The 18346-nt window shown below is 73.3% G+C and carries 15 protein-coding genes, 3 pseudogenes and 1 riboswitch; of the genes and pseudogenes, 12 read left to right on the forward strand and 6 right to left on the reverse strand.

Translation table 11 applies throughout. From position 1 onward, the window contains the following. Positions 1 to 26 precede the first annotated feature (26 nt). Positions 27 to 1334, reverse strand: coding sequence for an MFS transporter (locus NBM05_RS05295; RefSeq protein WP_254165677.1), 1308 nt, complete (start codon positions 1332 to 1334; stop codon positions 27 to 29). A gap of 161 nt (positions 1335 to 1495) precedes the next feature. Between NBM05_RS05295 and NBM05_RS05300 the strand changes: the two genes are divergently transcribed. From NBM05_RS05300 to mnhG, 6 genes and pseudogenes are all read left to right on the forward strand, one after another. Then, entirely contained in the window at positions 1496 to 4720 is a 3225-nt protein-coding gene (locus tag NBM05_RS05300; RefSeq protein WP_373689296.1) for a Na+/H+ antiporter subunit A, read from the forward strand. Continuing rightward, positions 4717 to 5268, forward strand: coding sequence for a Na(+)/H(+) antiporter subunit C (locus NBM05_RS05305; protein ID WP_254165679.1), 552 nt, complete (start codon positions 4717 to 4719; stop codon positions 5266 to 5268). The genes NBM05_RS05300 and NBM05_RS05305 overlap by 4 nt, the downstream gene beginning before the upstream one ends. Continuing rightward, positions 5265 to 6992, forward strand: a complete 1728-nt coding sequence (locus NBM05_RS05310; RefSeq protein ID WP_254165680.1) for a Na+/H+ antiporter subunit D — start codon at positions 5265 to 5267, stop codon at positions 6990 to 6992. Before NBM05_RS05305 ends, NBM05_RS05310 begins: the two co-directional genes overlap by 4 nt. Continuing rightward, positions 6989 to 7645: a Na+/H+ antiporter subunit E gene (locus tag NBM05_RS05315; protein WP_254165681.1), complete on the forward strand. Its 657-nt coding sequence runs from the start codon at positions 6989 to 6991 to the stop codon at positions 7643 to 7645. The genes NBM05_RS05310 and NBM05_RS05315 overlap by 4 nt, the downstream gene beginning before the upstream one ends. Further along, complete coding sequence (locus tag NBM05_RS05320; RefSeq protein WP_254165682.1) at positions 7646 to 7969, forward strand: MrpF/PhaF family protein; 324 nt, start codon at positions 7646 to 7648, stop codon at positions 7967 to 7969. It abuts the gene before it with no gap. Further along, positions 7969 to 8250, forward strand: a pseudogene (gene mnhG, locus NBM05_RS15365) (monovalent cation/H(+) antiporter subunit G); the annotation flags it as partial. The gene NBM05_RS05320 and the pseudogene mnhG, both read left to right, overlap by 1 nt. Positions 8251 to 8378: 128 nt before the next feature. Here mnhG and NBM05_RS15595 read toward each other — a convergent pair. Further along, positions 8379 to 8750 (reverse strand): DUF4235 domain-containing protein, encoded by a 372-nt coding sequence (locus tag NBM05_RS15595; RefSeq protein ID WP_309248119.1) that lies wholly within the window; start codon positions 8748 to 8750, stop codon positions 8379 to 8381. Continuing rightward, positions 8747 to 8848, forward strand: a riboswitch (TPP riboswitch). (Overlaps the previous gene by 4 nt.) Positions 8849 to 8904: 56 nt before the next feature. Between NBM05_RS15595 and NBM05_RS05335 the strand changes: the two genes are divergently transcribed. From NBM05_RS05335 to NBM05_RS15600, 6 genes and pseudogenes are all read left to right on the forward strand, one after another. After that, positions 8905 to 9549, forward strand: coding sequence for an ECF transporter S component (locus NBM05_RS05335; RefSeq protein WP_254165684.1), 645 nt, complete (start codon positions 8905 to 8907; stop codon positions 9547 to 9549). Continuing rightward, positions 9546 to 10016: pseudogene (locus tag NBM05_RS15845) on the forward strand (ABC transporter ATP-binding protein); the annotation flags it as partial. The gene NBM05_RS05335 and the pseudogene NBM05_RS15845, both read left to right, overlap by 4 nt. Before the next feature lie 592 nt (positions 10017 to 10608). Continuing rightward, complete coding sequence (locus NBM05_RS15850; RefSeq protein ID WP_373689295.1) at positions 10609 to 11373, forward strand: ABC transporter ATP-binding protein; 765 nt, start codon at positions 10609 to 10611, stop codon at positions 11371 to 11373. 92 nt (positions 11374 to 11465) lie between these two features. Continuing rightward, positions 11466 to 12245 (forward strand): annotated as a pseudogene (locus NBM05_RS15855) (energy-coupling factor transporter transmembrane component T family protein); the annotation flags it as partial. Positions 12246 to 12471: 226 nt separating this feature from the next. After that, positions 12472 to 13188 carry an ABC transporter ATP-binding protein gene (locus NBM05_RS05345; RefSeq protein ID WP_254165688.1) on the forward strand — a complete coding sequence of 239 codons (717 nt, stop codon included), beginning with the start codon at positions 12472 to 12474 and terminating at the stop codon, positions 13186 to 13188. Then, positions 13181 to 14605 carry an ABC transporter permease gene (locus NBM05_RS15600; protein WP_254165690.1) on the forward strand — a complete coding sequence of 475 codons (1425 nt, stop codon included), beginning with the start codon at positions 13181 to 13183 and terminating at the stop codon, positions 14603 to 14605. The genes NBM05_RS05345 and NBM05_RS15600 overlap by 8 nt, the downstream gene beginning before the upstream one ends. Positions 14606 to 14732: 127 nt before the next feature. Here NBM05_RS15600 and NBM05_RS05355 read toward each other — a convergent pair whose 3' ends face one another. From NBM05_RS05355 to NBM05_RS05370, 4 genes are all read right to left on the reverse strand, one after another. Then, a complete protein-coding gene (locus tag NBM05_RS05355; protein ID WP_254165692.1) occupies positions 14733 to 15614 on the reverse strand; it encodes an aminotransferase class IV in 882 nt (293 codons plus the stop codon). A gap of 5 nt (positions 15615 to 15619) precedes the next feature. Next, complete coding sequence (locus NBM05_RS05360; RefSeq protein WP_254165694.1) at positions 15620 to 16813, reverse strand: multidrug effflux MFS transporter; 1194 nt, start codon at positions 16811 to 16813, stop codon at positions 15620 to 15622. 75 nt (positions 16814 to 16888) lie between these two features. Beyond that, positions 16889 to 17500, reverse strand: coding sequence for a nucleoside/nucleotide kinase family protein (locus tag NBM05_RS05365; RefSeq protein ID WP_254165696.1), 612 nt, complete (start codon positions 17498 to 17500; stop codon positions 16889 to 16891). Further along, positions 17497 to 18000, reverse strand: a complete 504-nt coding sequence (locus NBM05_RS05370) for a low molecular weight protein-tyrosine-phosphatase (RefSeq protein ID WP_254165698.1) — start codon at positions 17998 to 18000, stop codon at positions 17497 to 17499. The genes NBM05_RS05365 and NBM05_RS05370 overlap by 4 nt, the downstream gene beginning before the upstream one ends. Positions 18001 to 18346 lie beyond the last annotated feature (346 nt).

Consider the following 18346-nt stretch of genomic DNA (forward strand, 5'->3'; position numbering starts at 1 on the left):
CCGCCCACGGCCCCGGCGTCGGGGGCTCAGCCCGGCGCGTTCCCGGTCCCGCGCCCTCGCACTGGCTCGCGCCCCGGGTCCAGCCGCGGCAGCCGCAGCGTCAGCAGCAGACCCGCCAGCAGGACCACCATGATCCCCAGCACGCCCCAGATCTGCGCGCCGAAGATCCAGACCGTGAGCGCGAACAGCCCCGGCGCCAGGAAGCTGACGGCCCGTCCCGTCGTGGAGTAGAGGCCGAAGTACTCGCCCTCGCTGCCCGGGTCGGCGATCCGCGCCAGGTAGGTCCTCGACGCCGACTGCGCCGGCCCCACGAACGCGCACAGCGCCAGCCCGCAGACCCAGAACGCCAGCGGATCCCGCAGGACGAGCAGGGGAGCGGCCGCGACGAGCAGCCCGGTCAGGGAGGCGAGGATGACCCGGCGCGGCCCGACGGCGTCGTCGAGCCTCCCGCCCACGACGGCGCCCAGCCCGGCGACGACGTTCCCGGCGATCGCGAAGAGGATGACCTGCTGAAACGAGAAGCCGAAGGTGCCCGCCGCCAGCACCCCGCCGTAGGTGAAGACCCCGGCCAGGCCGTCGCGGAAGACCGCCGAGGCCAGGAAGAACCGGAGGGTCGTGGGCTCCTCGCGGTACATCCGGCGCAGGGTGGCCCAGAGCCGGCGGTAGGACTCCGCCAGGCTGTCCCGCCGCGCGGCCTCCCTGGCCTCGGTGGGTCCCTGCGGGAAGCGCAGCAGCAGCGGCGCGGAGAGCAGCGCGGCCCAGAGCGCGGCGAAGACCGCGACCGCCCGGATGTTCAGCGCGTCCTCCTCCGGCAGGCCGAGCAGGCCGGGCGTGATGAAGCCCAGGAGCACCACGAGCAGCGCCAGGATCCCGCCGAAGTACCCCATCGACCAGCCGAGCCCGCTGACGCGGCCCAGGGTGCTCGGCGTCGAGACCGCGGGCAGCAGCGCGTTGTAGTGCACCGCGGCGATCTCGTTGAAGATGTTGCCCAGCGACAGCAGGGCCACGCCGAGCAGGAGGTAGCCGGGCTCGGGGGCGACGAAGAAGCAGGCGCCGCTGCAGACCACCACTCCCGCGGTGTTCAGGGCGAGCGCGGAGCGGCGGGACCCGGCGCGGTCGGCCCGCTGGCCGATCACCGGGGCGGTGAGCGCGATGACCAGGCCGGCGCAGATCAGCCCGGCCGAGAGGACGAGCGAGGTGTGCGTCTCGTCGCCGAAGTCCGAGCCCGTGAGGTACACGCTGAAGACGAACGTGGTCATGATCGCGTTGAAGCTCGCGGCCCCCGCGTCCCAGAGGGCCCAGGGGATGACGGGGCGTCGGGTCTCCGCACTCATGGGACCACTGTACCCACGCTGGTGAGGGTCGATGTGGGTGATCTCACGCCCCGCGCGTGTTCGCTCTCGAAGTGACTCGTCGTAAACCTTGAGACGTTGACCTTTGCCATTGGTAGCATGGCGGGAAAGCACAGCATTTCGATGATCGAGGAGGCCGACCGATCACCGCCGTCATCCTTGTCCATGTGCTGGCTGCGATCGTGGCGCCGTTCTTCTTCCGTCGGTGGGGCCGCACCTGTTTCTACTACCTTGCCCTCGTCCCCGCCGCGAGCTTCGTCTGGCTCTGCACCCTCCTCCCGGGGGTCCTCCGCGGCGAGCAGGCGACCGAGAGCATCGAGTGGATCCCGCAGCTGGGCATCGGACTCACCTTCCGCATGGATCCCCTCTCGTGGATCCTCTCCGCCATGGTGCTGGGACTCGGCGCCCTCATCGTCTTCTACTGCGGCAGCTACTTCAAGCACACCAACAAGTATTCCGGCGCCTTCGCAGCGCAGCTGATCGCCTTCGCGGGCGTCATGTTCGGCCTGGTCACCGCCGACGACATGATGGTCATGTTCGTCTTCTGGGAGATCACCAGCATCCTCTCCTACCTCCTGATCGGCTTCGCCAACACCCGCCTGTCCTCGCGGCGCTCGGCGCTGCAGGCCCTGATCGTCACGACGGCGGGCGGCCTGGTCATGTTCATCGGCCTCATCATGCTCGCCGAGGCCAGCGGCAGCTACCTGTTCTCCGAGGTCATCGCCCGCGCGCCCGAGACGATCGCGAACCCGGCCTACGCGGTGTCGATCCCCGCGGCCCTGGTGCTGATCCTCGTCGGCGCGCTGTCGAAGTCGGCCCTGTTCCCGCTGCACTTCTGGCTCCCGGGGGCCATGGCCGCCCCCACGCCGGTCAGCGCGTTCCTGCACGCGGCGGCCATGGTCAAGGCCGGCATCTACCTCGTGGCCCGGCTCTCGCCGGCCTTCGCCGGGGTCAGCCCCTGGACCGAGATGGTCGCGCTGCTGGGCCTGTTCACCATGCTCTACGGCGGCTACGTCGCGCTGAAGCAGACCGACCTCAAGCTGATCCTCGCCTACGGCACGGTCAGCCAGCTCGGATTCATCTCCACGATCGTGGCCTTCGGCACGCCCAGCGCCCTCTACGCCGGGCTGGCCATGATGGTCGCCCACGCCCTGTTCAAGTCGGTGCTCTTCCTGGTCACCGGCATCATCGACCACCAGGCGGGCACGCGCGACATCCGGCGCCTGTCCGGGATCTACCGGCGCACGCCGCTGCTCTTCGTCATGAGCGTGATCGCGGCGGCGTCGATGGCCGGCCTGCCGCCGCTGCTGGGCTTCGTGTCCAAGGAGGCCGTGATCGAGCTGGTGCTCGACGGCGCCAACGCCGGCGGCCTCGGCGCCCTCGGCGCGGGTGCGACCTGGACGGTGCTCGCCGCGGTGTGCGTCGGCTCGGTGCTGACCCTCGCCTACAGCGCCCGCTTCGTCTGGGGCGCCTTCGCGGTCAAGCCCTCGAGCTTCGCGCACCCCGAGACCATCACCGACGGCCGGGTCCAGCCCACCAGCTTCCACCAGGTGACCGCGACCTTCGCGGCCGCCCCGGCGCTCGTCGCCGTGGCCACGGTGGTCCTCGGCCTGTGGCCGGAGCCGCTCCACCTCCTCGTCGGCGCCGCCGCCGCGGAGACCGGCGAGACGGACAAGCACCTCGCCCTCTGGCACGGCCTGACCCCGGCGCTGGGGCTCTCGGCGGCCATCATCTGCCTGGGCTTCGCGCTGTTCGCGGCCCGTGCCGGCGTCGAGCGCTCGCAGAACGCGCTGCCGACGCTGCCCGGGGGCGACGCCGTCTACCGCTACGTCATCGGCGGCCTCGACTACACCGCGGTCCGGGTGACCGGCGCGACCCAGCGGGGCTCGCTGAGCTTCTACCTCGCGGTCATCCTGGCCACCGCCGTCGTCGTGCCGACCGTGGGCCTGTTCATCGTCCAGACCCCGCCGCTGAACGCGATGCGCTGGACCGACTCGCCCGCGCAGTGGGCCACGGCCCTGACGATGATCGCGGCGGCGCTGGTGGTGCTCACCGCCAACAAGCGCTTCCTGGCGATCCTCATGGTCTCCGTGACCGGCTACGGCATGGCCCTGCTGTTCGCGCTGCGCGGCTCGCCGGACCTCGCGCTGACGCAGATGCTCGTCGAGACGATCTCGCTGATCGCCTTCGTCCTGGCCCTGCGGATGCTGCCGGCCCGCCTCTGGAACTTCCGCAAGCCGCGGCACAAGCCCATCCGGGCCCTGATCGCCATCGGCTTCGGCCTGTTCATGATGGCGCTCGCCGCGTTCTCGCTCTCCTCGCGGGTCGAGGCGCCCATCTCGCTGGACATGCCGCGCCTGGCATACGAGATCGGGCACGGCAAGAACGTCGTCAACGTGACCCTGGTCGACATCCGCGCCTGGGACACCTACGGCGAGATCTCCGTGCTGGCGCTGGCCGCCACCGGCGTCGCGAGCCTCATCTTCATCGCCGGCCGCCAGGACCGCGGCCCGGACCACAAGAGCCTGGACACCCGGAGCCTGCGGCGGGTGACCCGGCACTACGCCGAGCGCACCGACCTCAGCGCGGGAGCGCAGGTCGCCGGCCGGTTCATGAACGTCCGCCGGGATCCGTTCCTGGTGGCCGGGCGCACGCTGGCGCCGGAGAACCGCTCGCTCATGCTCGAGGTCATCACCCGGCTGCTGTTCCACACGGTCATGCTGGTCTCGGTCTACCTGCTGCTGGCCGGGCACAACCTGCCCGGCGGCGGGTTCGCCGGCGGCCTGCTGGCGGGCCTCGCGCTGGCCATGCGCTACCTGGCCGGCGGCCGGTACGAGCTCGAGGAGGCCACCCCGGTCAACGCCGGCGTCCTGCTGGGCTCGGGCCTGCTGGTCTCGGCGCTCTACGCGCTCACCCCGCTGCTGTGGGGCGGCGCGGTGTTCAGCTCGTACGCGATCGACGCCGACCTGCCGGTCTTCGGCGACGTCCACTTCGTCACCTCGGTGATCTTCGACGTCGGCGTCTACCTGGTGGTGATCGGGCTGATCCTGGACGTGCTCCGCAGCCTCGGCGGCAAGGTCGACGAGTCGCTCGAGAAGGAGCGCGAGAGCCGCTCGGGCCGCGGCCGCAAGCGCCGCCGCATCACGGTCCGCCGCACCGGGAACATGGCGACCCCGGCGGTCGCCTCGGGCCCGGTCACCGCGACCTCCGTCGAAGAGCCGGCGCACGGCTCCGAGGATGAGGACGGCGCCGGGGACGGCCGCACCGAGGCCGGCGGCCCCACCGAGGACGCCGCCGGGGCCGCGGCCGACGCCGGGGAGCACGACCGTTCCGAAGAGAGCCTGCACCAGGAAGGGGGCCGGGCATGATCGACGCCGCACTGCTGATCGTGATGGGCGTGCTCTACGCCGTCGGGGTCTACCTCCTGCTGGAGAAGTCGCTGACCAAGGTGCTGCTGGGCATCATGCTCATCACCAACGCCACCAACATCTTCATCCTGCACGCCGGCGGCCTGCCCGGCGTCCCGGCCCTCTACGACCCGGAGACCCCGCCCGACGAGTACCTGGACCCGCTGCCGCAGGCCCTGGTCCTCACCGCGATCGTCATCTCCTTCTCCGTCACGGCCCTCATGCTCGGCATGATCTACCGCAGCTGGGTCCTGTCGAAGAAGGACGACATCCAGGACGACGCCGAGGACCGCCGCGTCGCCCAGCAGCCCGACTACGACCCCGAGGACGACGACGCCGCCCCGGTCGAGCCATCCGAGTTCGAGGGCAGCGAGGAGCAGCGCGAGGTGGCCTACCAGCAGCGCAAGCGCGCCGAGCGCGGCGTCGCCGAGGAGTCGCCCGGCTCCGTCCGCATGCAGCACGAGCACCTCAACCGAGGAGACCGCGACCGAGGGGAGTGGGACTCATGAGCATCTTCGACCTGGCCCCGGCCGCCATCATCCTGCCGCTGCTCGCCGCTGGCCTGAACTTCACGCTCTACCGCCGGCCCACGGCCCAGCGCCTCATCTCGCTGATCGCCATCATCGTGGTGCTGGCCCTGGAGTCCACCCTGCTCATCGCGAGCTGGGGCTCCGGGCCGGTCTCGATCAGCCTCGGCGGCTGGGCCGCCCCGTTCGGGATCGTCCTGGTCGTGGACCAGCTGTCCTCGCTGATGCTGGTCGTCTCCAGCGTCGTCTCCCTGGCGGTGCTCGTCTACGCGACCGGCCAGGGCCTGGCCGACGGCGACGACGACGCCCCCATCTCGGTCTTCTACCCCACCTACCTGGTCCTGCTCGCGGGCGTCTCCAACGCCTTCCTCGCGGGCGACCTGTTCAACCTGTACGTGGGCTTCGAGATCCTCCTGACCGCGAGCTACGTGCTGCTGACGATGTCCGGCACCGCCCCGCGCATCCGCGCCGGCGTCACCTACACGGTGGTCTCGGTGATCTCCTCGCTGCTGTTCCTCATGTCCATCGGCATGATCTACGCGGCGGTGGGCACCGTGAACATGGCCGACATCGCCGCCAAGGTCCCCGAGCTGCCCCCGGGCACGCAGCTGCAGCTGCACCTGATGCTCCTGGTCGCCTTCGGCATCAAGGCCGCGGTCTTCCCGCTGTCCCTGTGGCTGCCGGACTCCTACCCGACGGCGCCGGCACCGGTCACCGCGGTGTTCGCGGGCCTGCTGACCAAGGTCGGCGTGTACGCGATCATCCGCACCGAGACCCTGCTCTTCCCGGACAGCCGGGTGGACGACCTCCTCACATGGGTCGCGATCCTGACGCTCGTCGTCGGGATCCTCGGGGCGCTCACGCAGGGCGACATCAAGCGAACGCTGTCCTTCATCCTGATCAGCCACATCGGCTACATGATCTGGGGGATCGCGCTGGCGACCCCGCGGGGGATGATGGCGGTGGTCTTCTACGTGGCCCACCACATCGTGATCCAGACCAGCCTGTTCATGGTCATCGGCCTGATCGAGCGGCGGGGCGGCTCGGCCAACATGGACCGCCTCGCGGGCATGGCCCGGATCGCGCCGATCCTGGGCATCCTCTACTTCGTCCCGGCGATGAACCTGGGCGGCATCCCGCCGTTCTCCGGGTTCATCGGCAAGGTCGGGCTGATCGAGGCGAGCGTGGAGGTCGGGTCCTGGCAGGCCTACGCGATGGCCGGCGTCGGCGTCTTCGTCTCGCTGCTGACGCTGATGACGCTGGCCCGGATCTGGAACCGGGTGTTCTGGCGCAAGCCGGAGCACGCCGAGTTCCCGGACCCGATCCTGCTGGCCACCGACGAGAACGGCAACTACGGCATCCACACCTCCGGGGAGTCCGACGCCGAGTCCCGCCGCTACCGGGGCCGGGACGTCAAGCTGCTGCCCGGCTCGATGCTCGGCTCGACCATCGGCCTGGTGGCAGTGGGCGCGGCGATCACGCTGGTGGCCGGTCCGCTGTTCGCCTTCTCGGACCAGGCCGCGGAGAACCTGACGAACCCGGAGATCTACATCCAGGAGGTCCTGGGGGACAACGCCCCGGACTTCGCCGGGGACTCCGCCGAGGCCGCGGACGACGCCGCGCCCGGCACCGCGGACGTCCCCGAGCCCGCGGACGCCCCCGGGACCGCCGACGCCGCCCCCGCGGAGAACGGAGGCCGGGAATGAACCTCGGGACCTCGGGCCGCCGGCCCCACGCCCGCCCCCGCAACAGCCTGAAGACCGAGATCCCCCTGCTCGTCTGGCTCGTCCTCGTCTGGGGCGCCATCTGGCAGGACTTCTCGCTGGGCAACATCGTCTTCGGCGCCATCCTGGCGCTGGTCATCGTCAACGTGTTCTACCTGCCGCCGGTGCGGCTGGCCGGGCGCTTCAACGTCCTGTGGGCCGCCTGGTTCCTGGTGAAGTTCCTGTGGCTGATCGTGCTCGGCAGCCTCGAGGTGTTCTGGCTGGCCGTCCGGCCCGGGCCCTCGCCCCAGAACGCCGTGCTCTCCGCGCGGCTGCGGGTCACCGACGACCTCCTGCTGACCTCGGTCGGCCAGGTCGTCTCGCTCATCCCCGGCTCGCTCGTCATCGAGGTGGACCGCCGCAACGCCACCATCTACTTCCACGCCATCGACATCGCGAGCGAGGCCGACGCCGAGAAGTTCCGGCGCAGCGTCCGCTCGATGGAGGAGCTGTTGATATGCGTCATGGGCTACCGGGACGACTACCGCGCCGTGCGCGAGGGCACGCTCGACGAGAAGGCCGCCGAGCAGCCGCACGGCGTGATCGTCCACCACAGCGCCTCGGACGAGGTCCGCGACCGGAAGGAGGTCGACTAGATGCTCGGCGTCGTCATCGCCTGCGGAATCATCCTGGCCCTCGCCACGGCCGGGACCATCTACCGGCTGGCCAAGGGGCCCTCGCTGCTCGACCGCGTCATCGCGACCGACGTCCTGCTCGCGATCGTGGGCGCCGCGATCAGCGTGGACATGGTCTACCGGGACAGCTACGAGAACCTGACCCTGCTGGTCGTCGTGGCGCTGGTCGGCTTCATGGGGTCGGTCACGGTGGCCCGCTTCGCCAACAACAAGCGCGACCCGAACGAGGAGCCCCAGGACTCCTCGCGCGCGGCCGACGCCAGCGCACGGAGAGGTGACGCCTGATGGAGCTGCTGATCGACGTCCTCACGGGGATCTGCCTGATCGTGGGCTGCCTCATGTCCCTCGGCGCGGCCTTCGGTATCGTGCGGTTCCCCGACGTCCTGGCGCGCCTGCACGCGGGCGCCAAGCCGCAGGTCTTCGGCCTGTTCATGCTGCTGGCGGGGATCGCGCTGGCCGCGCGCTCGTGGACCGTGCTCGCGCTGCTGAGCCTCATCTGGATCCTGCAGATCCTCGCGATCCCGGTCTCCTCGCACATGGTGGGGCGCTCCGGGTTCCGGAACAAGCACTTCCAGCCCGACTACCTCTCCCAGGACGACCTGGCGGAGCTCGTGGATCGGATGAACCGGGAGAGCCCGGAGGAGGACCCGGAGACCGAGCCCCAGCCGGGCCGCGGGGCCCAGGCCGCCGACGACTACAGCGCGCGGGAGACCCCCACCTTGATCAGCGTGCCGACGAGACCGGTGACCAGCGACCAGATGATGATGTCGCGGATCTGCTCGTCGGGATCGTCGTTGACTGTGGGCGGCTCGTCCCCGGTGACCTTCTTCCAGCCGGCGGTGAGGATCTTGTTGGCCAGCGCGACCCCCGCGAGCGAGGCGACCGTGGAACCGATCTTGATCATGGGATTGCTCATGTGCGTCTCCTCCGTGATGGGACCGGGCGGGTGACCCGCGCCCGGCCGTCTGGTGCTACTCACCACCCTAGCCGCCCGGCCCGGGGATCCGCGCGGCTCGCCGAGGGATTCACGGCCCGCGAACCGTGGCGTAGACTGGTGCCCGTTCATCACGACAGGGGAGCCCCGCACGGGGCTGAGAGTGCGCAAGCAGACCCTCGAACCTGAATCCGGCTAGCACCGGCGTAGGAAGTCGAGCATCTCGGGGCGATCCGCGCGAGAGCGGATGCGTCCACCCCTCCTGAAGCATCTCTGGGAGGAACTCATGAACACCACCGCCACCGCCCGCCGTTCGGCGCCCCGCCGCAGGATGTCCTGGCGCGTCATCGACATCGTCACCGCCTCGGTCCTGGCCATGGTCTGCGGCGTCGTCTTCTGGATCTGGTCCAACGCCGTGCATCCGGTGGTCGAGCTGGCCACGCTCGGCTTCCCGCCCGCGCTGGGGCTCATGGCCGGGGGCTGGCTCTTCGCCGGGATCCTCGGCGGCCTGGTCATCCGCAAGCCGGGGGCCGCGCTGTACTGCGAGCTCGTCGCGGCCGCGGTCTCGGCGCTGATGGTCACCCAGTTCGGTCCCGCCGTGCTGCTCTCGGGGCTGATCCAGGGCATCGGCGCGGAGCTGGTCTTCCTGCTGGTCGGCTACCGCCGCTTCGGCGTCGTCGTCTCGGTGCTCTCGGGCGCCTCCGCGGCGGTCTTCCTGTCCGTCAGCGAGAACATCATGTACAACTTCGCCTGGTCGCTCCAGTTCCAGCTGGTCTACGCGGCGTGCGCCGTGGTCTCGGGGATCGTGCTGGCCGGCGTCGTGCCCTGGCTCATGACGCGGGGGCTGGTGCGCACCGGGGTGCTCAACGGCGTCGCCGCCGGTCGGGACGCCCGCAGGGACCGCACCCCGCGCTCGCGGGTCGCGGCGTGAGCCGGGCGGGGGAGGTCCACCCGGCCGGGGCCGCGGTCCGCGCCGCCGGCTTCGGGTGGCTGCACCCGGGCCGCGAGGAGCCGGCCTTCTCCGGTCTGGACCTGGAGATCCCCGCGGGGCAGCGGGTCCTGCTGCTGGGCCCGTCCGGGGCCGGGAAGTCGACGCTGCTGCACGCGCTGGCCGGGGTCCTGTCCGAGGACGACGGCGACGAGCTGATCGGCGTCGTCGAGATCGATGGGCTCCCGCCGCGCGAGGCGCGCGGGCGGGTGGGCCTGATGCAGCAGGACCCCGAGGCCTCGATCGTCATGGGCCGGGTGCTGGAGGACCTCGCCTTCGGCCCGGAGAACCTCGGCGTCGACCCCGCGCTGATCCACGGGCGCGCGCGGGACGCCCTCGCCGCCGTCGGCTTGGACCTCGACGACGACCGCCCCACCTCGGCCCTGTCCGGCGGCCAGAAGCAGCGCCTGGGCCTGGCCGGCATCCTGGCCATGCGCCCTGGCCTGCTGCTGCTCGACGAGCCGACCGCCAACCTGGACCCGGAGGGCGTCGAGGAGGTGCGCGACGCCGTCCTGGCCGCCGCCGCGTCCAGCGGCTCGACCCTGGTGGTCGTCGAGCACCGCGTGCAGGTCTGGGCCGAGCACGTCGACCGCGTGATCGTGCTGCGCCCGGGCGGCGGCATCAGCCACGACGGCGCCCCGCGCGAGGTCCTCGCCCGGGCGCGGGAGGAGCTGATCGCGGCGGGCGTCTGGGTCCCCGGGCACGTGCCGCGGCCCCCGGCCGACGACGCAGGGGCGACCCCCGGGAGCCCCGGCGCTCCCGGCACCCCGACCGCCCCCGAGCTGCTGGCCGCTGAGGCGCTCTGCGTGACCCGCGACCCCGCCCCGCGCCGCTGGGCGCGCGCACGACGTCGTGCCGTCCGGCGGGCGGCCGAGCCGCCGTCGGTTACCACGCGCTCCGCCGCGGCGTCTTCCGCGGAGGCCGCGGTCCGTCGGCCGCCGCCCGTCCGCCGCCGCGCCGTCGTCCCCCTGGAGCCGCCCCGCCCGCATCGCGGCCGGCCCGGTGGATCTGGGGGTCGTCGCGGGCGAGCACGTCGCGATCACGGGGGCCAACGGGGCCGGCAAGTCGACCCTGGCTCTGACGCTCGCCGGCCTGATCCCGCCCGCGGCGGGCCTGGCGGTCGCCGCCGAGGAGCTGCGGCGCGGCCGCGGTGGAGACGGCACCGGGTGGGACCCCCTGGACTGGCGCCCGGGGGAGCTCATCACCCGGATCGGGACCGTCTTCCAGGAGCCCGAGCACCAGTTCGCGCGCCCCACGGTGCGGGCCGAGCTGGAGCTCGGACCCGCCCTGGCCGCCGGTGCCCGGGGCGAGGACCCCGGCGAGGAGCCCGCCCGGATCGCGGCGTCCCTCCTGCGGCGGCTGCGGCTGGAGCACGTGGCCGAGGCCAACCCGTTCACGCTCTCCGGGGGCGAGAAGCGGCGCCTCTCGGTCGGCACGGTGCTCGCCGCGCGCCCGCGCGTGCTGGTGCTGGACGAGCCCACCTTCGGGCAGGACGCGCACACCTGGGGCGAGCTCGTGGACCTGCTGCGCGAGCTGATGGCCGAGGGGACGGCCGTGGTCTCCGTGACCCACGACCTCGACTTCATCGCGGCCCTCGGCGGGCGCCGGTTCCACCTCGGATCCCCGCGCCCCGTCCCGGACGGGCCGTCCCCGGACAGGCTGGCCCCGGACGCCGCCGGGCCGGCCCCCGCCGACGGCTCGGCCCCGCATCCCGCCACCGGGCGGCCCGCCTCCCGGCCGGTCGCCGCGAGGGGAGGTCGGTGGTGATGGACGTCCTCGACTCCGCCCCCGGCGCCCGCTCGGCCCTCGGCCGGGTCAATGCCGGGACCAAGATCCTCCTCGTCGCCGTGCTGACCGCCGCGTTCCTGCTGAGCGCGGACTGGGTCACCTCCGCGACGGGGCTCCTCCTGCTCATGCTCCTCACGGCCGCGGCCGGCATGAACCCCGCCCGGCTGCTGGCCCGTCTCTGGCCGATCCTCACGGCCGCCGTGCTCGGCGGCTGGGCCACGGCGCTGCTGGCCGACAAGGCCGGCCCGGTGGTCGTGGACCTGGGCGTCACGGTCCTGACCACGGGCTCGCTCGAGGCCGGCGTCGCCATCGCGCTGCGCAGCGCGACCCTGGCCCTCGCCTCGGTGCTGCTCCTGACCACCACCGACGCCTCGGAGATCGGCCAGGCCCTGGCCCAGACCTTCCGCCTCCCGGCGCGCTTCGTGCTCGCGGCGGTGGCGGCCCTGCGCCTGGTCGGCACCATGGTCACGGAGTGGGGCACACTCGCCTCGGCGCGCAGGGCCCGGGCGCTCGGCGGGGCCGCGGGCCGCGCCGCTGCGCGCGCTGACGGGCCCGTTCGCCGACGCCGGGCCGCGCGCCTTCGCGCTGATCGTCCAGGCGCTGCGCCGCGCGGCCCGGCTCTCGGTGACCATGGAGGCGCGCGGCTTCGGCTCCGGTCCCCGCACCTGGCTCGTCCGGCCGCGCTACGGTCGCGCGGACCTCCTGGCGGTGGCCCTCGGCCTCGCGGTCCCGGCGGCGGCCATCGGGGCGTCCGTGCTGAGCGGCCACTACCGGACGATCTTCGGCGGCTGAGGGCGGGCGGGGGCCGGGTAGAGCTGGCTCTACGGCACGGGCCATCCCCGCCCCACTGACTCCTCCCGGCCGCGGCGGCAGACTCGAGAGCGTCACTTTCTCGACCCCGTCAGGAGGACCGCCATGCGTCCCGAGAACCGCCCGCCCGCCGAGCCCGCCCGAGGGCCGGCCACCCCGCCACACGCAGCCGCCCCTCCGCAGGCAGCCGCTCCTCCGCAGGCAGCCGTCCCTCCGCATGGACCCGCCGCACCCCGTCCGGCGGTCGCCCGCGTGGAGGGCGTCGGCATGACCTACGGCACCGGCGAGGGCGCGGTCCACGCCGTGCGCTCGGTCGACCTCGAGATCCCCCGCGGAGGCTTCACCGCCGTCATGGGCCCCTCGGGCTCCGGCAAGTCGACCCTGATGCACATCATGGCCGGCCTCGAGACCCCCACCCGGGGCCGGGTCTGGATCGGCGACCGGGAGATCACCGGGCTCGACGACGAGGCGCTCACCGTGGTGCGCCGCCGCCGCGTCGGCTTCGTGTTCCAGGCCTTCAACCTGATGCCCGCGATGGACGTCATGGAGAACGTCCTCCTGCCCTTCGAGCTGGACGGGCGCCGCCCCGACGCGGAGCAGCAGGCGTGGATCGAGGAGCTCGTGGCCCGGCTCGGCCTGGCCGGGCGCCTGCGCCACCGACCGGGCGAGCTCTCGGGCGGGCAGCAGCAGCGCGTGGCGATCGCCCGCGCGCTGGCCGGCCGCCCGGACCTGATCCTCGCGGACGAGCCGACCGGCAACCTCGACTCGCGCTCGGCCCGGGAGGTGCTCGAGCTGCTCGGCATGGCCTGCAGGGAGCTCGGCCAGTCCATCGCGATGGTCACCCACGACCCCCGCGCCGCCGCGCACGCCGACCGCGTGGTCTACCTGGCCGACGGCGTCGTCGTCCGCCGGGACGAGGCCCCGGCCGGCGCGGACGCGATCGCCTCGGCGATGCTCCTGCTGGAGGAGGGCACCCGTGCGTGACGCCCTCCGCGAGCTCCTCCGCTCCCCGCGCCAGCACGCGGCGACGCTGCTGGTCGTGACCGTCGCGGCGCTGTTCGGCACGCTGCTGATCGGCGGCACCGCGATCCTGTCCAACGTCGTCCTCGCCAACGAGGCCTTCGCCGGCTCCGGCACCGTGATCGTCCTGCTGGGCCTCGTGGCGGCCGTGTTCTTCGGCATCGCGCTGTTCGTGGCCTCGCTGACGGTGAGCAACACCTTCTCGATCGTCGTCGCCGGGCGCACGGGGCGGCTGGCATTGCTGCGGCTCATCGGCGCGAGCGCTCGCCGCCTCCGCCGCTCGATCGCCGCCGAGGGCCTCCTCGTGGGGGCGCTGGGGGCGGTGCTCGGCACGCTCGCGGGCGCGGGCCTGTGCCTGGCCGCCGCGGGCTGGGCCGAACGGGCCGGCGCCGGGGAGGGGCTGTCCGCCGGCGTCGTCAGCGGCTGGCTGATCTGGCCCGGCCTGCTGACGGCCCTCACCGCGTGGTGGGCGGCCCATGCCGGGGCGCGCCCGGTCCTGACCGTCTCGCCGCTCGAGGCGACCCGGCGCAGCGCCGAGCCGGCCCTCAAGGCCGTGCGCGCCCGCCGCGGGGTGCTGGCCCTGTCCGTCGCCGCGACCGTGGCGGGCGCGGTGCTCCTCGCGGGCGGCACGCTGCTCGGGTCGTTCACGCCGCTGGGCGTGCTGCCGGCGCTGCTCGGCGGGATCCTGTCCTTCACGGGGCTCGCGCTCGGGGCGGGCTGGGTTATGCCGGCGGTGTTCCGCGTGGCGTCGCTCCTGCTCGCGCGGGGGACCGCGGGACGGCTCGCGGCGGCCGGCATCCGCCGCCACCCGCTGCGCTCGGCGCGCACCTCGATGGGCCTGGTCATCGGAGTAACGCTGGTGGTCATGTTCGCGACGGCGGGGGAGACCTTCCGCGTCACGATGCGTCGCCTGCTCGAGGGGGCGGGCGCGGACCCCTCGGCCATGGCCGAGCTCACCCGGGGGATCGACGGCGTCCTGCTGTTCCTCTACGCGATGCTGCTCTTCTCGGTGGTCATCGCGGCCATCGGCGTCGCCAACTCGATGCGGGCCACGATCATGCAGCGCTCGCGGGAGCTGGCCCTGCTGCGCGTCACGGGCCTGTCCCGGAGGCAGATGTGGCGGATGATCGGCGGCGAGGCGGCGCACCTGACGGTCGCGGCCGCGCTGCTGGCGATCCCGCTGGGCGTCCTCTACGGCTGGTGCGGGGTGCTGAGCATGCTCTGGAGCCTCGCGGGCGTCGGCTTCCTCTGGCCGGCCGTGCCCTGGACGGTCCTGGCCGCGGTGGTGGCCGGCTGCGCGGCGATCACCCTCGCCGCCACGGTGCTACCGGCCCGCCGGGCCGCGGCGGTCCCGCCCGCGCGGGCGCTCGCGGTGGCCTGAGGCCTCGGCGCGGTCCCGTGCGGCCCGTCCGCTCCGGGGGCGGCTCACCCGGTCCGAGGGCGGCCCACCTGCGCAGAGGACGACCCACCCGCGCAGAGGGCGACCCGTCCGCCCGTGCCTGCGCCCCTCAGCGGGACATCAGGTACCCGAGCAGCCGGTCGGTCAGCCCCCGGTCCACCGGCAGGGCCTGGTTGTTCAGGCGGGCCACCGGGGCCAGCAGCCGCACCGAGGAGGAGAGCCAGACGCCGTCGGACTCCAGCAGGTCCGCCGGGTAGAGCGGGCCGAAGCCGAGCTCCCAGCCGTCCGCGCGGGCGCCCTCGAAGATCGCCCCCTGGGTGGTGCCGGGCAGGATCCCGTGGCTGGGCTCGGGGGTCAGCAGGGTGAGGGCGTCACCGTCGCGGCGGGCGACGATGACCGAGCTCGTGGCGCCCTCCAGGATCCTGCGGTCCGAGGCGGTGAAGATCGCGTCCTGCGCCCCCAGCGAGCGGACGTGGCGCAGCACCGCCATGTTCACGGCGTAGGAGAGCGTCTTCGCGCCCGCCAGCAGCCAGGGGTAGGCGGTGTCCTCGGCCGGGTCGTGCCCGCGCGGCAGCAGCATGGCCCGGACACCGTCGCGGCGCTGGGCGATGGTGGACTCGGGCACCGCGCTCACGACGACCAGGCCGTACGGGCCCTCGGCCGGGGTGCCGCGGCTCAGCAGCAGCTTGACCGTGTGCTCGGCGCCCAGCTCGCTGGGAGTCCCCGCGGGCGCCGCGCTGAGGGCCAGCTCGATCGCGGCCTGCCAGTCCGCGTCGTCGTACCGGGGCAGGTGCAGCAGCCGCGAGGACTGCGCGAGCCGGAGCAGGTGCAGGTCCAGCTTCCGGACCGTGAGGTCCAGCGCGAGCATGGTCTCGAAGGCGCCGTCGCCCCGGGTATAGCCCTCGTCCTCGATGCTGATGAGCGGGCCGGTGGCGTCGAGGAGGCGGGGCTGGGGCGAGGAGCGGTCGATGCGGACTACGGTGGGTGTCATAGACCTCATTGTTCACCGCCGCGCGGCGTCAGGGCGAGAGCCCCGACGGCGAGCGTGGCGCAGATGAGCATCGTGAGGGACATGGGCAGCACCGCGGTCTCGCCGCCGAGCCCCACGAGCGGCGAGACGAGCGCGCCCATCCCGAACTGCAGGGACCCCAGCAGCGCCGAGGCCGAGCCGGCGACGTCGCGCCCCTCCGTGACCGCGAGCGAGGTGATGTTGCCGAAGATCAGCCCCTGCGCCGCGACGCACAGGAAGAGCAGGATCAGCGTGGGCGCCAGGCTCAGCCCCACCAGCGAGAGCACGAGGAGCCCGACGGCGCCGGTCAGCGAGACGCCCAGCCCCACCGTCGCGATCCGGCGCGGGGGCACGCGCTTGACCAGGATGCTGGAGACGATCGTGTTCCCCAGCAGCCCCACGGAGTTCATCCCGAAGACCAGCGCGAACTGCGTCGGGCTCAGCCCCAGGACGTTCTGGAGGACGTAGGTGGACCCGGAGACGTAGGCGAACAGGGTCCCGAAGGAGAGGATGAACGCGAGCACGAACCCGACGTACCGCGGGCGGCGCAGCAGGGCCAGGATGCCGCGCCCGGCCGAGGCCAGACCGCCGGGGCGGCGTCGCTCCCGGGGCAGGGTCTCCGGCGCGAGGAGCAGCACCGCCACGGTCAGCAGCAGCGTCAGCCCGGTGAGGAACCAGAAGATGGCCCGCCAGTGCGCGAAGGCCAGCACGACGCCGCCCAGGGTCGGGGCGAGGATTGGCGCCAGCCCGTTGATCATCATCATGAAGTTCATGTAGCGCGCCGTCTGCGGGCCCGAGGTGAGGTCCGTGATCATCGAGCGCGCCAGCACCACGCCGGCCGCGCCGGAGAAGCCCATGAGGAAGCGCCCGCCGATGAGCAGCTCCGCGCCCGGGGAGAGCGCGCACCACGCGGCGCTGAGGCAGCAGACCACGGAGCCCACGACCAGGGGCCGGCGCCGCCCCCACTGGTCGGACATCGAGCCGATGACGAACTGCCCCGCGGCCAGCCCGAGCATGAACGCGGAGAGGGTCAGCTGGATCGACGACGCCGGGGCGGCGAGGTCCTCGGACATGGCGGGGAAGGCCGCCAGGTACATGTCGGTGGCCAGGGGCGTGACGCCGCACAGCGATCCGAGGAGGATCAGCAGCGGCAGGCTCACGCGGGCGGAGCGGTGGGGCACGGCGGGGTGGTCTCCAGAGGCGTGGTGCGGTGAGGGTGGGGGCGGGGCGGCCGGGAGCGGTGCGGGCGGGCCGGGTCAGAGCGCGAAGAGGCGCTCCTCCTGAGCGGCCCACCGGTCCCAGTGCTGCCGGTACATCTCGCCGTCCCGGCGCAGGGCGCGGTGCTTGCGCAGCGGCTCCTCGAGGTGGAGCCACACGCCGAAGTGGGGGCGGCAGCCGGGGTGCCCGGGGGCCGTCGAGCCGACGCCCTCGGTGATCAGCAGCGGCGCGGAGGCGGGGACGGTCCGCTCCCGCGGGTCGGTCCGGTCCAGCTCCCAGTCCCAGGCGTGCCAGGCGGCGTCCCGGCCCTCCCTCAGCGCGGCGATCATCCCGGCGTAGAGCTCGACACCGTCCGCCAGCCCGTCCCAGCCGGGGTACAGCTCCTCCAGGTGGAAGACGCGGACCGCGTCGGCGCCATCGCGGGCCTCGAAGCGCTCGCGCAGGAGCGCGGCGAGGCCCGACTTCCCGGCGCCCGAGCGGCCGTCGATGGACACGATGAACGGCCCCGGCCCGGCGTGCCGGGCGCGGGCCCGGTCGATGCCGCGCATCAGGTCGGCGACGTCCGCTTCGGAGATGCGCTGGGAGGGGATGACCCACACGACCGGGTGGCCCGAGGGCGGGTTCGGGCGCTCGAGGTGCTCGGGGATCACGCCGCGCCGCTCCGGGAGCCGGACTGCTGGGCGGCGAACTCGATGACGCCGGGCACGGCGGCGCGGATCATCTCGTACGCGGCCTCGAAGTCGCCCGGGTCGCCGTACCAGGGGTCGTAGATGCCGAGGTCGTCGTGCTCGCGGTGGGCGACGGCCGGGTCGAACTCGCGCAGGAGCCGGATCTTGCCGGTCTGCGCCTCGTCGGCCATGCGGCGCAGGGCCCGGTCGTGGTCGACGTCCAGGGCCAGCACGAGGTCGGCGTCGGCCAGCTCTGCGGCCTCGAACTGCCGTGCCGAGTGGTCGCTCGGGTCGATCCCCTCGCGCACGAGGACCGTCCGGGCCCGCGGGTCGACCGGGTTGCCGCGCTCCTCGTCGCTGATGCCCGCCGAGGAGACGACGACGCCGTCCAGCCCGGCCTCGCGCGCGGCCCGGCGGATCAGGTAGGCGGCCATGGGGGAGCGGCAGATGTTGCCGGTGCAGACGGTGATGATTCGGTACATGACTCCAGGCTACTCAACCGCGCCCGCGGCCGTCCCGCGCGGCCGCCCTTCCTCCCCGGGAAATTTTCGTCCACGACGGGTGGCGCCGCCGCGGGATTCGGCGGAGGATCGGTGATGACGGTTCGCTCCGGCGCGGGCGAGGGCCCGGGTGCTCACGGCGAACCGCCGCACGGCGCCCGTGCCATCGAACGAGAGTCAGGACCCGCCATGTCAGATGCCTCGAAGCAGCCGCCGCTGGACCCGGGACGGGACGAGGAGAGTCCGGACCCCGGCCGCCGGGAGGACCCCGGCGTGCCGGGCCACCCGAGCAGGACCCGCCGGTGCCGGGACGGCCCGAGCACGAGCC

Origin of the sequence: Rothia santali (genome assembly GCF_024199905.1) — a bacterium.
Taxonomy (GTDB): domain Bacteria; phylum Actinomycetota; class Actinomycetes; order Actinomycetales; family Micrococcaceae; genus Rothia; species Rothia santali.

Bases quoted from the DNA above. Each gene is read 5' to 3' on its own strand.
- NBM05_RS05295 (WP_254165677.1), bottom strand. From the start codon at position 1,334: ATGAGTGCGGAGACCCGACGCCCCGTCATCCCCTGGGCCCTCTGGGAC.
- NBM05_RS05305 (WP_254165679.1), top strand. From the start codon at position 4,717: ATGATCGACGCCGCACTGCTGATCGTGATGGGCGTGCTCTACGCCGTC.
- NBM05_RS05310 (WP_254165680.1), top strand. From the start codon at position 5,265: ATGAGCATCTTCGACCTGGCCCCGGCCGCCATCATCCTGCCGCTGCTC.
- NBM05_RS05315 (WP_254165681.1), top strand. From the start codon at position 6,989: ATGAACCTCGGGACCTCGGGCCGCCGGCCCCACGCCCGCCCCCGCAAC.
- NBM05_RS05320 (WP_254165682.1), top strand. From the start codon at position 7,646: ATGCTCGGCGTCGTCATCGCCTGCGGAATCATCCTGGCCCTCGCCACG.
- NBM05_RS15595 (WP_309248119.1), bottom strand. From the start codon at position 8,750: ATGAACGGGCACCAGTCTACGCCACGGTTCGCGGGCCGTGAATCCCTC.
- NBM05_RS05335 (WP_254165684.1), top strand. From the start codon at position 8,905: ATGAACACCACCGCCACCGCCCGCCGTTCGGCGCCCCGCCGCAGGATG.
- NBM05_RS05345 (WP_254165688.1), top strand. From the start codon at position 12,472: ATGACCTACGGCACCGGCGAGGGCGCGGTCCACGCCGTGCGCTCGGTC.
- NBM05_RS05355 (WP_254165692.1), bottom strand. From the start codon at position 15,614: ATGACACCCACCGTAGTCCGCATCGACCGCTCCTCGCCCCAGCCCCGC.
- NBM05_RS05370 (WP_254165698.1), bottom strand. From the start codon at position 18,000: ATGTACCGAATCATCACCGTCTGCACCGGCAACATCTGCCGCTCCCCC.